This window comes from Lacticaseibacillus hulanensis, assembly GCF_004010095.1.
GTDB classification, from domain to species: domain Bacteria; phylum Bacillota; class Bacilli; order Lactobacillales; family Lactobacillaceae; genus Lacticaseibacillus; species Lacticaseibacillus hulanensis.
The window spans coordinates 1-12,965 of sequence record NZ_RRYD01000034.1 but is presented as its reverse complement, the minus strand read 5'-3'; the positions used below and the strand labels follow the sequence as shown (position 1 = coordinate 12,965).

The 12,965-nt window shown below is 48.8% G+C and carries 12 protein-coding genes and 1 tRNA gene; 11 read left to right on the top strand and 2 right to left on the bottom strand.

The window, feature by feature from the left end:
- Window positions 1-361: 361 nt before the first annotated feature.
- From EKN00_RS09060 to EKN00_RS09050, 3 genes are all read left to right on the top strand, one after another.
- Window positions 362-1,828, top strand: coding sequence for a peptide MFS transporter (locus tag EKN00_RS09060; protein WP_127849809.1), 1,467 nt, complete (start codon window positions 362-364; stop codon window positions 1,826-1,828).
- 322 nt (window positions 1,829-2,150) lie between these two features.
- Complete coding sequence (locus EKN00_RS09055; protein WP_127849808.1) at window positions 2,151-2,969, top strand: metallophosphoesterase; 819 nt, start codon at window positions 2,151-2,153, stop codon at window positions 2,967-2,969.
- Window positions 2,970-3,064: 95 nt separating this feature from the next.
- A tRNA-Tyr gene (locus EKN00_RS09050) sits at window positions 3,065-3,145 on the top strand.
- A 64-nt stretch (window positions 3,146-3,209) separates the two neighbouring features.
- Here the strand turns inward: EKN00_RS09050 and EKN00_RS09045 are convergent.
- Window positions 3,210-3,473 (bottom strand): hypothetical protein, encoded by a 264-nt coding sequence (locus EKN00_RS09045; RefSeq protein ID WP_127849807.1) that lies wholly within the window; start codon window positions 3,471-3,473, stop codon window positions 3,210-3,212.
- 446 nt (window positions 3,474-3,919) lie between these two features.
- Here EKN00_RS09045 and EKN00_RS09040 point away from each other — a divergent pair, with 446 nt between their 5' ends.
- From EKN00_RS09040 to EKN00_RS09005, 8 genes are all read left to right on the top strand, one after another.
- Window positions 3,920-4,573, top strand: a complete 654-nt coding sequence (locus EKN00_RS09040) for a WxL domain-containing protein (RefSeq protein ID WP_127849806.1) — start codon at window positions 3,920-3,922, stop codon at window positions 4,571-4,573.
- 100 nt (window positions 4,574-4,673) lie between these two features.
- Window positions 4,674-5,690 carry a WxLIP family cell surface protein gene (locus EKN00_RS09035; protein ID WP_127849805.1) on the top strand — a complete coding sequence of 339 codons (1,017 nt, stop codon included), beginning with the start codon at window positions 4,674-4,676 and terminating at the stop codon, window positions 5,688-5,690.
- Window positions 5,691-5,701: 11 nt separating this feature from the next.
- Window positions 5,702-6,781 (top strand): hypothetical protein, encoded by a 1,080-nt coding sequence (locus tag EKN00_RS09030; protein WP_127849804.1) that lies wholly within the window; start codon window positions 5,702-5,704, stop codon window positions 6,779-6,781.
- Window positions 6,782-6,837: 56 nt separating this feature from the next.
- On the top strand, window positions 6,838-8,181 hold the full coding sequence (locus EKN00_RS09025; protein ID WP_127849803.1) for a hypothetical protein: 1,344 nt from the start codon (window positions 6,838-6,840) through the stop codon (window positions 8,179-8,181).
- Between the two features lie 38 nt (window positions 8,182-8,219).
- A complete protein-coding gene (locus EKN00_RS09020) occupies window positions 8,220-8,759 on the top strand; it encodes an EAL domain-containing protein (RefSeq protein ID WP_127849802.1) in 540 nt (179 codons plus the stop codon).
- A 262-nt stretch (window positions 8,760-9,021) separates the two neighbouring features.
- The gene (locus EKN00_RS09015) at window positions 9,022-9,309 is read left to right on the top strand and encodes an ArsR/SmtB family transcription factor (protein WP_127849825.1); all 288 of its coding nucleotides are present in this window, start codon (window positions 9,022-9,024) and stop codon (window positions 9,307-9,309) included.
- Window positions 9,310-9,338: 29 nt separating this feature from the next.
- Window positions 9,339-10,634 (top strand): arsenic transporter, encoded by a 1,296-nt coding sequence (locus tag EKN00_RS09010; protein ID WP_127849824.1) that lies wholly within the window; start codon window positions 9,339-9,341, stop codon window positions 10,632-10,634.
- Window positions 10,635-10,656: 22 nt separating this feature from the next.
- Window positions 10,657-12,027: an FAD-dependent oxidoreductase gene (locus EKN00_RS09005; RefSeq protein ID WP_127849801.1), complete on the top strand. Its 1,371-nt coding sequence runs from the start codon at window positions 10,657-10,659 to the stop codon at window positions 12,025-12,027.
- Between the two features lie 5 nt (window positions 12,028-12,032).
- On the opposite strand, the gene EKN00_RS09000 is transcribed toward EKN00_RS09005, so the two are convergent.
- Window positions 12,033-12,554 carry a helix-turn-helix domain-containing protein gene (locus EKN00_RS09000; protein ID WP_127849800.1) on the bottom strand — a complete coding sequence of 174 codons (522 nt, stop codon included), beginning with the start codon at window positions 12,552-12,554 and terminating at the stop codon, window positions 12,033-12,035.
- Between the last annotated feature and the right edge of the window lie 411 nt (window positions 12,555-12,965).

Below are 12,965 nucleotides of genomic sequence, written 5' to 3'. Positions count from 1 at the left end.
GGCGTTCATCATTAGTGAACAAATTTTTTTGAAATTATTGAAAAATAACATCGTGTCATTAAATGTGAAACCGGGACCAACATTATTAGGTCGGCGTATATCGTCATTTTACATCATTTTGGGGAATTAGGTTGTCATCTCAACAAAAACAAATAAATGAGAAGCGCTTAAAGATAATGCCACATTGACGTAAGTGTGACGTAATTTTTACGCTGCAAAGTCCTTAATGTTGCCTCATCAAAGTGACTAATTATGACACATAGTCTCATTTTGATTTGTGTCACGGCCATTTAACGCTTAAAATTGTAACTTATTACGAAACTATTTATAACTTTAAGCGTTTTTGAAAGGAAGTTGCACCGTGAAAAAAGACTCTGACCACGCGTTCTTTGGTCAACCCCGTGGGCTAGCAACACTGGCGTTCACCGAATTCTGGGAACGATTCAGTTACTACGGGATGAAAGCCATCCTGCTCTACTACATGTACTTCGCCGTGACCAAGGGTGGTCTCGGGATGGACAAGGCAACCGCCATGTCCGTTACCGCCATCTATGGGTCACTCGTCTACCTCAGCAGTATCATCGGTGGTTTCGCCGCCGACCGCATCTGGGGTGGCCACAAGACTGTGTTCATTGGTGGGATTTTCATCATGTTCGGCCACATCTTCTTGGCCCTTCCGTTTGGCGAATTTGCCCTGTTTGCTTCTATTGCACTGATCGTTATCGGGACCGGGCTGCTCAAGCCGAACATCTCCGAAATGGTCGGGGGCCTGTACAGCCAAGATGACGTGCGCCGGGACAGTGGGTTCTCCGTTCTGGTCATGGGCATCAACATGGGGAGTTTCATTGCCCCATTAATCGTTGGTTGGCTCGGCCAGAAGGTGAACTTCCACCTCGGGTTCTCACTTGCGGCAATTGGGATGGCTATCGGGCTGTTCTTCTACGTTGTCGATGGGAACAAATACCTGAACAAGGATGACTTCGCTGCGCCAGATCCACTGCGTCCTGACGAAATGAAGGCACTGGCGCTCAAGGTTGTGGCAGCAGTCGTGGCCATTGCCGCTGTTCTGGGAATCATGGGCCTCATGGGCAAGTTCAACCTGACCAACGTCATCAACTTCATCACGTTCATTGCCATCATCGTGCCAATCGCGTACTTTGCAATGTTCCTGACCAGCAAGAAGGTGACGAAGACGGAACGCAGCCGGGTTTGGGCGTACATTCCGCTGTTCCTCGCCGCAGTTATCTTCTGGGCAATTGAGGAACAGGGCTCCGTTGTTCTGGCAATGTTCGCCGAAACGCAGACCAAGCTGAACTTCCTTGGCTTCACCATTCCTGCCAGCTGGTTCCAAAGTCTGAACCCACTGTTTATCATCATCTACACGCCATTCTTTGCTTGGCTGTGGATGCACCTTGGTAAGCGGCAGCCAAGCTCACCCAAGAAGTTTACTTGGGGGCTGATGATTGCCGGGCTCAGTTTCATCGTCATGATGCTGCCAATCGGGATGCACGGCGTCCACAGTTTGGTTTCACCACTCTGGCTTGTGCTCTCATGGGCCGTGGTTGAAATTGCCGAACTGCTCATTTCCCCAGTTGGGCTGTCCGTAACGACCAAGCTGGCGCCACGGGCATTCCGCTCGCAGATGATGAGCATGTGGTTCCTGGCCGACGCTGCGGCGCAGGCAATCAACGCGCAGGTCGTTAAGTTCTACACCCCCGGCAACGAATTCCTTTACTTCGGGTTCGTTGGGGGCGCAACGGTTGTGCTCGGGATTCTGCTCATGTTCGTCACGCCACGGATTGAAAAATTGATGGCTGGCGTTAACTAATAATTGCCGTACAAAATGACTTCCGCGTGACCATTTCTATGGTTGCGAGGTGGTCATTTTTTTGTTACAGCTTAATAGAACTCAATCGAAAGCGGCGGTCTATTGGCCAAATTAAGTTGAAATTATTTATCTGGGGCATTCGGATTATGGTCAATCTGAGTGCTTTTCTTATGCATGAGCTGGTTGGCGCGGAAAATGTCAAGGTTCTGGCGCCGCTGGGGTTGCGTGCGGATGAGATGCGGCTTGGTGGCGCATGAAACCAGCAGAAACTGCCTGGACGCCAGCGACAAGTGTTAGAATTTAAGGAAAAGGGGGTGCCACTGTGAAGATAGCGTTTAGTTCCGATAACCATTTGGACATTAATCGGGTGGACGTCGCGGCGATTTTGCCGCAGATGGCCGCCGCCCTCATCGCGGCCAAGGTGGATTATTACGTGAACACTGGGGACACCTTCAACGACTTCACTAAGACGCGCTCCTTTTATGCACAGCTGCAGGCGCAGCTCGGGGCGTCCGTGCAGGTGCGGTACCTGGCCGGCAACCACGACATGGTGCGGGGCATTAGCTATGCCGAATTGGAGGAGCTGGACGATCCGCTGTATTTGCACAACCGTGCGGAGCAACTTCCGGGGACCAACGCCACGTTGGTGGGGAACAACGGCTGGTACGATTATTCGTTCGTTCCCGCCGATGCGGGGGTCACGCCCAGTGAATTGCGGCACTGGAAAAAGGCGTTTTGGATTGACGGGGTGATTGAACAACCCCAAAGCGATGCCGAGCGCATGCAGGCGGTGCTGACGCAGGTGCGGGCCAAGCTGGCGGCAAATGCTGGCCGGCAAATCATCTTTGCGACGCATTTCGTGCCGCAGCGGGCCTTCTTGAATCCGCAAATGCTGCAGAGCGAGGTCGGCGCGAAGGTGGCGGCCTTTCTCGGCAGTCAGGCGCTGGGGAACCTGCTGACGGAAGCACACGTGGATACTGTCGGGTTCGGTCACCTGCACCGGCGGGATGCTGCGCGCACGATTGATGGCGTTAGGTATTTGCACATGCCGGTGGGTTACGGGACTAAGCGGCGGCATGAGTGGCAGAGCACAGATTTCATGACCGAGTGGCGGGCTACCCTGCAGGTAATGACACTTTAGCCGGTTAATGCGAATCTTTTGCAAACAAAATGTGCGAAAACTATTGCCATGGCGTCGAATTTTCGATACTATTAATTTCGTTCTTGAGAATACATGGAGGATTAGCGAAGAGGCTAAACGCGACGGACTGTAAATCCGTTCCTTCGGGTTCCTAGGTTCGAATCCTAGATCCTCCATTTTTAGCTTCGACGGGGTTCCGCGAGGTTTGAGAAACGTTGATATATCGGCGTTTCTCTTTTTTTAGTTCTGCTGGTTTTTGTCGGCTTCTGCAAAGTTGTGAACCTTTTGTGAACCTATTTTGGCTAGTGCAGTCATCGCTTTTTCAGCTTGAGCATTGCGCTGCGCATCGAGTAAATGACTGTATGTGGATAGCGTGACCTGAATTACTGCATGGCCTAGTCGCTTTGAGATGTAGTAGATTTCGATTCCATCATTAACGGCGTCAAACGCCGCGCCGGTCAGTTTCCGGTGCGGCTTATTTGGTTTGCTTACAGGCAGGCTCAACCCAAGCATCGTTTGCAGTGAATATATGCATTTTTTTGGATACGGGGCAGCACTAGCCGAACAGGTTGCGCGCCTAGAGCAAAATTATTCCAGACGAATCGAACGGGTTTTTTGGAATCTTGCATTACATCAGCGAATGATAACTATAAGCACGGTTAATTCGGGACTAAATTAAGTATTTAAAGGTCACATAAAAATCTGCAGAAGCCGCGTTCAAGGCCGTCACCACGGGCTTGATGCCAATATGGCAAGAAAATAAGTTATTTAATCGAAAAATATCTAAATCGGCAGCTTATGGATTGTTGACAACTGGCGGATTGCGCTTGAACGCCCGTCAGCCGCGTGGTTAAGGCTGTTATGTTGGTTCAAACGCATTATCAAATCATAAATTTTGTGATAAGGTTACTTATGTAAAGTGACTTTCACAATTAGAGGAGATAAAGCTTATGAAGAAGCAATTATTTTTGGCTGCTGCTTTTGCATCAGCATTTGCACTTGCAGGGTTGAACCAGGTGTCGGCTGACACAACAACTGGTAAGTCTGTTAACAGCACTGCAACATTTAACATTGATAACTCTGGCGATAAGGGTAGCGACGGTAGCACGTTGTACCTGCAGAGCGCACCTAGTTTTACCTTTGGCAATGCCGACATGGTTGATGTCATCACTACAGGTGCCAAGCTGAATGACGCTAAGATTGACGGCCCGCTCGTCGTCAAGGACTTTACTGGTGACAGCAAGGGCTGGAGTGTGACTGCAAAGATGTCGCCATTCAATAATGGGGATGACGCGATTAACGGGACTTTGGCATTTACACCAACACTGAATACTGATAAGACGGCCAGTAACAATCTGACTACAGACACTGCAGATTTACCTGCTACTGCGACACTGGCAAGTGATGGTACAGCAAGTAGCCAAGTTGCCGGAGCTAAGATCGGATCTGGTCAAGGTACGTCCACAATCAATGCAACGGGTGCTACGTTGAACTTTAATGCAGACCCTACTGCCAAGGCTGGTACCTACACAGCTGACATCACCTGGACAGTTACCGGTGGCGCACCAGTTGCAAGTCAATCTGGTACGACGTTAACTAAGTAATAATCACGCGCACAGTAATTGACTGACAATCTTACCCCTGCCTTACGCCAAATAGGCGGGCGGGGGTAATTTTAGTTTTGGCAACGAGTTAGGGGATTGTATGTTTAAACGACTAGTATACGGATTGGCTTTGATGCTCGGGCTTTTCGCAATTGCTCCGGCAACCCATGCCAGCGCACAGGGGTCGACGTTTTCCATCACGCCGATTTTTGCGGACAAGGCAAGCAAGGATGCGGGCTACTTTGACATCACCGCGAAGCCCGGACAGAAAGTCACGTTTGCGATGAACGTCAAGAACATGACGAAAAAGTCTGAGGTTATCAGGGTGCAAATTGCGGACGCCTACACGACGGACGCCGGCCAGATTGCCTACTCACCAGATGGCCCGAAAGATAAATCTGCCAAGTACCGTTTGTCCGATTTAGCGGGTCATGCGCAAAAGGTTGCTCTGGCAGCTGGGGCAACCAAGAAGGTCAGTTTCACCATCACCGTTCCGCAGACTGGGCTCAAGGGCATTTTGCTTGGCAGCCTGTACGCAATCGATAACGCTTCTTACGGTAAGTCGTCCAGCGGTGCAATGACGCTCGGCAATAAGTACGCGATGTACTCAGCCATTGAGTTACGGACCAGCACCAAGTATGTCCACCCAGCGCTCAAGTTGATGAAGTTCAAGCTGGGGATGCAAAACGGTAAGGCGTCAGCTCTGGCCACCATCCAGAACTACGAGCCACAGATGTTCGGGAAGATGACCGTGAACGCCAAGGTGTACAAGGGCAACGCAACTAAGCCAATGCTTACGCGCAAGGTCAGTGACTACGCGATGGCGCCCAATTCCCACTTTGATTTCGGACTGTACACGAACAACGCGTTCACGCCCGGGAAGTATACAATTGATTTGACCGCGCACTCCGGTGATCGCACGTGGCACTTCCGCCGCACAATCACCGTAACGCGGGACCAGGTGAAACAGATTAACGACGCCGCGAGCCTGAAGCCAGATAACCAGATTCCCTGGTGGCTGATTGCACTGATTGTCCTCATGCTAATTATCATTTTGCTGCTGATTATTCTATTGTTGAAGCGGCGGAAAAAGGATGACGAACCCGAACAGAAATAGGAGGGGCCACAATGCGGATACGCAAGTCGACAGTTAAATATGTATTATTGGTACTGGCGCTTATTGCAAGTGTCTGCGCCATTGTGGTGGCTAAAAATGACGGTTCAGGGGCGGCTGAAGTTAAGCCAATACCGATTAATGATAACTTTACTGGCACTCCAACGGAAGGTAAGAGCTCATGGGAGATGGTCAACTCAGACACCTTCAGCCTGCCATTTGCTGGTGTAACGACCTCGGCGTTAACTCAGGTTGACTCCAATACGCAGGTTATTGACCCCAACGCGACCCTGACGTTTAGGATTGCCAAACAGTCACAACCCTTAAAACTGACAAGTACTAGGTATGTGCCGGGCGAGTTTGGACTAGTGTTGAGTCTTGGCAACAGCAAGTACATTGATGGACAGACGCGGAGTGAGGATGGGACAAGCGATGTGATGACCTATTCCTCTGATGCGGACGGCAAGTACCCGATTGCTAAAGATAGCAGAGGATATCTGGCTATTGGCAGTAATGATTGGTCAGCGATGTCGGTCGACGTTGATCAGTCGAATTGGCCGACAACTTACAAATTGACTGCTAACAAAGATATATTTGTGCACGTTAACTTAAGTAAATTACCCGAAGCAACGCGTAATGCTGTCACACAGATAACGGTGCAGGAACAGTTTAGTGAAAAGACTGATGGCACAAAGTTCTACAAAGTTATTCTGGGAAAACTTGGGTTTAAAGTTCAACTTCACCCCCAGGTTGAAAGCTCAATTATTCTCCCCAAGCCAATTACCTATAAAGGACAAAGTATCTCGGCCATTGTCATTGGCAGCGGGACGATGGCCGGTGACCAGTTGCATTACGCGACTCAAGGTGAGCCGGCTACGTTGGCGTCACGATACATGGATAATGCAGACGGTACTAGGGTCACGGTCAACAGCGCCAAGAAGTGGGCGTGGTTGGTTCCTAGCTCGGTTAATCTGGGTCAAGCAGGGAAACTATCCGTCATTGAAGAACGGCGAGCAGTCGATACCTCGGACACGGCCGATAAAGATATCGCTGATAATAGCCAGTATATTGAGGCCGGTGGGGGGCGGATTTAGTTACCGATCTTGAGAAATTAGTTGAGACCTATGTTGACAGCAAGGATCCACAAGTTTTGCAGCAAATTACTGATAAAATTGCTGAAAAGATTAAGGAAATTGATGATGTGGTGACGCAGGAGAAGCAAATTGAGCAAGACACGGCCGCAGTCAAGGCAAGCTTGCAGTTTGCGAATAACGCTGACTTCATCTTTGCACCACACTACTCTACACAAAATGTTGCAGCGATTAAGTACAACCCATCGACTAGCCTTGATGTTACGTTGAATGACGATACGCAAAACCAAAAATTCGACGCAAGTAAAATTGCGGAGACCACTTGGTCGATTACCAAACCAAATTCGTCAGATAGTGTCGCGGGCGCACCAACGCTGAGTAACCAGTCAAGCAACTCAGTTACGGTCACGGCAAATGCATCAACCGCCGCACAGATTAACAGCTTTGATGATGGTGTTGACGTTGTGGCACTGGTTAAGCTGACCGATGGCAAAATCATTCGCGTTCGGAAACGCTTGTACATTATCGCTTTGAATCCTGAACATGCCGATAAGGGGGATTTAGGCACGCGTTCGCTGAAACTAACTGAAACTCCGCCGTCACTTACTAATGCAATAACTAATTCAAAATTAGAGAACATTACCTTCTGGCGACTACCAATAGCTAATGTACCTGGGAAACAGGATGGTGATCTTGATGGGTTTACTAAATCTGATTTGACGTATACAACCCCTGAGTTAACTTACCTCAACAATGGCGATGTCTATCAGCTTAGTTTCGATTACAACGGCAAAACCTACTGCTCGAATCCGGCCCAAATTGTCATTAATGAGCGGCAGCCGCCCACCATCTACTCTGCACCTGATTTGGACTTCACGGATCAAACCGCTGAGGACGATGGGGCGGAGGCACAAGGGAAGCCAACGCTGTCACGCATTATCAGTGGCTACTATTCAGTTTCGGGAAAGGCATTATCGGCTACCGGGCAAACCATGTTTAGTTTTGGGGCCCACGTTGGGGCTGTTAATTGGACCGTTAGCGCGCAGATGACACCGTTTGTTAACACCGCGGACCAGAAGCCAATTTCAACATCTGATTCAACATCTGATTCAACTCCTGATGGGGTTGCGCAAATGACGACCATATTTACACCAAACACTTCTGGCAGTGATGTGGCCAACGCTGGATTATCCGCGGACAAACTGTCAAGTAAGGGAGCCGTGGTTGACGACAACAGCCCAACTGTCATCTATAGTGGCCATGCAACGGGTAACTTTACGCTTTATGGTCAGTTGCAGGCCAATTTACGGTTGGCCAAGGCGCCAAGTGCACGGATTGGTGATTACACATCCACAGTCACGTGGACGACAGGGACGGCTGCGAATACACCGGCAGCAAAATAATTATTGAGGGGATGCCTGGTAACAGGCGGTGAAAAAATATGATTAGACTCTGGGGTCAGGCACAATATTCAATCCATACCGGCAAATTGTCCGGATATGAATTATTCTTGCGTGAACAAAAAGAAGAAAACGGGCCGTGGGCGTTGCCGGCGGATTTCAGCAAAATCGATCCTGAACTGATGGCGAGCTTGCTGGCTGAGACAATGAAGACCTTACCGGATGGACTCCAGTTAATCGCGTTCAACCTCGATCAGACCCAGTTCATTGATCCACGTTACTATGATTTGCTGGTTGCACTCATCGACGTGGCGCCGGACAACCTCATCTTGGAACTGACCGAGCGTCACGGCGACGAGGCCCAGAAGGTGGAAGTCGGCGATTTGGTCAAGGCCGCCAAGAAGTACGCTGCGGCCGGGCTGGTCGTGTGCCTCGATGACGTCGGGACCGGTGAGAACGTCGAGGAGCTGGTGTCCGCGCTTGACCCGTACGTGCGCGAGTACAAGTACGCGTTGCAGAACGTGCGCGGCACCATGCCGTTCGACCAGATCACCCGGGAAATAATTAACTCATTTGATTAAAGTCCAACATCGCGGCACAGCGCGATTATTAGGTCGTCTTACAGCATCAACATCAGAAAATTTACTGATGGAATGTGCCACGAATGTGCCACCCTCACATGTCAAAAGTTTACTTCGATATCAAAGCACCGTCTCCTGATCGGGACGATGTTTTTTTACGTTGAGCATTGACAAGACGTGTATATCTGGTTAGTCTACATATAGATGCTCATCTATGTAAGAAGGCGAGATTTTGAATCAATACGAACAACTATCCAGATATATGAAAGCGTTGAGTGATCCACATCGAATTCAGATCATTGATTTGCTGAGTTGTGGCGAGTTATGTGCATGCGATATACTACAGCATTTTGATTTTTCTCAACCAACACTTTCACATCACATGAAGGTGTTGCAACAAGCGGGCATTGCGTCCAGCCGTCGTGAAGGTAAATGGCAACGCTATTCTCTTGAACCATCGTTTGTATCGCGTTTTCAATTGGCTGTGGCTGATTTATTTACTGATGGCGAACAGTGTCAGTGCAAAATAAAGAATCGTAGTTGTGAGTAAATCAGTACGGGCGTTTGGGGGAATTTATCATCATGGCTTTTTTTGCAATTGGTATTTTTTTAATCACCTTAATCTTTGTGATTTGGCAGCCTAAAGGCCTTTCGATTGGCATCACCGCGATGATTGGTGGTGTGTTGTCCCTGATCTTTGGTGTCGTCAGTTTTGCGGATGTTGAGACCGTCTTCGGCATCGTTTGGAATGCGACATTATCGTTTGTTGCGATTATTATTATCTCGTTGATATTAGACCAAATTGGTTTTTTCAAATGGGCTGCCTTGCATATGGCCCGTCTTGCAAAGGGCAACGGGATTCGGATGTTTGTGCTGATTTCGGTACTTGGTGCCATTGTGGCAGCATTGTTCGCTAACGATGGTGCCGCACTGATATTAACACCGATTGTGCTGGCAATGGTACGTGCACTTAAACTCGATGAGCGTAATGTTTTTCCATTTATCATCGCCAGCGGTTTCATTGCGGATACGACTTCGTTGCCGTTAGTTGTAAGTAATTTGGTAAATATCGTTTCCGCGGATTTCTTTGGCTTTTCGTTCTCTCAATATGCAGTGCGAATGTGGCTTCCAGATCTTTTCTCACTAGTCGCTAGCGTTGTCATCTTGTATCTATATTTTCGTCGCGCACTACCTAAACACTTTTCTTCCGATGCGCTGGCGACGCCGCAGTCTGCCATTCAAGATCACCATCTTTTTCGAATTGCTTGGGGAGTACTTGCAGCGCTTCTGATTGGCTATTTCGGTAGCGGCTTTGTGGGAGTTCCAGTCTCATTCATTGCTATGGCAATTGCGATCGTCTTCTTGCTCTTGGCGAAGCAGAGCAAGGCTGTCAGTGTCAAATCTGTAATAAAAGGTGCGCCTTGGAGTATCGTCTTCTTCTCCATCGGAATGTACGTCGTCGTTTATGGTCTGCAAAACGTCGGCTTGACTCAATTGTTAACAGGTGTCTTACAAGCATTGACGCATTATGGACGACTAGCTACAACAGTTGGCACTGGATTTCTCGCTGCCGGATTATCCGCAGTAATGAATAATATGCCAACTGTGATGATCAACGCTTTGGCAATTAGAGGCGTAGACGCATCCGGCCTGATTCACCAAAGCCTAGTGTTTGCGAATGTGATCGGCTCTGACCTCGGACCAAAAATTACGCCAATCGGATCTCTGGCAACGTTGGTCTGGTTACACGTCTTGGCACAAAAAGGCGTTAAGATTCGTTGGGGACAATATTTTAAGATCGGTATCACAATCACCCTTCCAGTATTATTAGTAACATTGTTCGGGCTTTACCTTTCATTGACACTTTTTGGCTAATCAACCATAAGGAGCAATCAATATGACGAAACAAAACCAGCGACTACTCATCATCGGTGGCAGCGATGCAGGCATTTCTTGCGGCTTGCGCGTAAAGGAACTTAACGCAAACATTCAGGTCACCATTTTGTTACAAGACCAGTTTCCCAATCTGTCAATTTGCGGAATTCCATATGCCATTGGTGGCGAAGTCACGCCATGGCAAAATTTGGCGCATCGTAGTTTGGCGACGTTGCAAGGTACTGGCATCAACTTTGTGATGAATACGACCGTCCGCGAGATTCGTGCAACTGCTCATCAGGTCGTCGCAACCCACACGGATACGCACCAAACTGAAGTATATCAATACGACCAACTCTTGGTAGGCACTGGTGCCCGACCGCTTGTGCCTGCAATCACTGGACTTGATGTGTCTCATGCACGAATTCGGGTCTTGCACACCATGGCAGATTACTTTGCAATCGAGGAATTGTTATCGCAACCGACGATGAAACGCGTCGCAATCCTTGGCTCTGGATACATCGGACTTGAAATGGCGGAAGCCTTACGTCATCGAAACTTGGAAGTAACGATTTTTCAGCGCGGGGGTGAAGTCCTCAGCACCCTTGACGGTGATTTGGGAAAAATCGTTCACCAAGAGCTACTCGCACATGATATCGAAGTGATTACCGAAGCAAGTGTTTCAAAAATTTCACCAAGAGTAGCAGGAATCTCCGTGCAGTTTGGCAAAGAAGAGGTTCGTATTGCTGACTTTGATTTATTATTAGTCGTCACGGGGGTTACACCAAATTCCGAGCTGTTAGAACAGGCGGGCGCAACGTTAGATAAGCATGACGCCGTACAAGTTGACGATCAAATGCACACCTCACTCAAGGATGTTTGGGCAGCTGGAGACTTGGTCGCGACCAAACACCGCTTACTGAACTCGACATACTTACCACTAGGCACCACTTCGCACAAGCAAGGACGGGTGGCAGGCAGCAACATTGCTGGACATCCCGCTGTTTTCCAAGGCGTCGTGGGGACGCAAGTATTGAAGATTTTTGGTTTGGTTGCCGCAAGAACCGGATTAACTACCCAGGAAGCACGTGCTGCGGGATTTGACCCGATTGACCAAGTTTCTGTTCCCGATGATCACAAAGCCTATATTCCTGGATCAAAGCCAATTACCATCAAAATCATCGGTGATCGCAATTCTGGGCGTTTGCTGGGTGCTCAGTTGATTGGCGCATATGGCAGTGAGGTGGCGAAACGTAATGACATTTATGCTGTGGCCATATACAATGGCATGTCAGTTGCAGAAATGAGTGATTTAGATCTATCGTATTCTCCGCCGTTGGGTGCACCATGGGACGCCGTACAAGCCGCGACGCAGGCGTGGGAAATGCATTAAGATGGTTAGCTTTTGTGGTTCGCTATCAGCGCTTGCCGCACCTCGGTTTGCATCTTCTGTAAATAATCGTTGAGGTGCCGCCGATTTAGCCACTCGGCAATTTCACGAATATCTTTGTTCTGCCAAGCGTACATTTGGATGATCTGATCCAGGTACGCTTTTTCTGTATCTGTATCCTTGGCGTCGCGCGCGATGTCTGCTTGAGCAAATAGTTGTTGCGCGCGGGTAATATCGTCCATGAAACCATTGATGGAATGTTCTTGATGTTCAAGCCTCTCCGATTGCCACTTCTGCATCTCTGGATTGTCGAGCATCAACTCGTTAGGCGTGACGTTGAGCGCATCGCAAACCTGCATGATCGTGTCAGCAGACGGGGTGAACACGCCGCGTTCGATTTTAGATACAGTTTGCTCGATGATGCCTAGCTCATCAGCTAAGTCCTTTTGCGTCAATCCTTGGGCTTTACGAATGCGTTTGATATTGAGACCAATCTTTGTTTCGATCTGGTCGGGTTTCTTTCCGAACATAACATTGCCTCGAATCTTGTGTGTGATTGCCGGTGTGACGGCAAATGAACATGAAATGAAACTCTTTTGCTAAAATTAAAGCAATTTTAGTGTTATTTGTCAAGCAGTATAAGGTTGACTGGCTAACATCTGCCTGCTAAACTAAAAATAAGCAGTTTCGTGTTTATTGACTAACACTTGAACTGGGCTGCTAAAGGAGGATCGTCCACGATGCCGTGGCGCACGGCGTGCGAAGCGAAAGCCGCAAGCGCCGTTAGGCGGCGGTCGGCGCCAGCCGACCGCAATTTACCCCCCAGTATCTAATAGGGGGGCAAATACAAGTAACAAGAAATTTGACGGTAGGCATAAAGCGCCTGTGGCACGGCCTTACCGTATAGGTAAAACGCCGAATTGCTGTTAGGACGCTTGGAA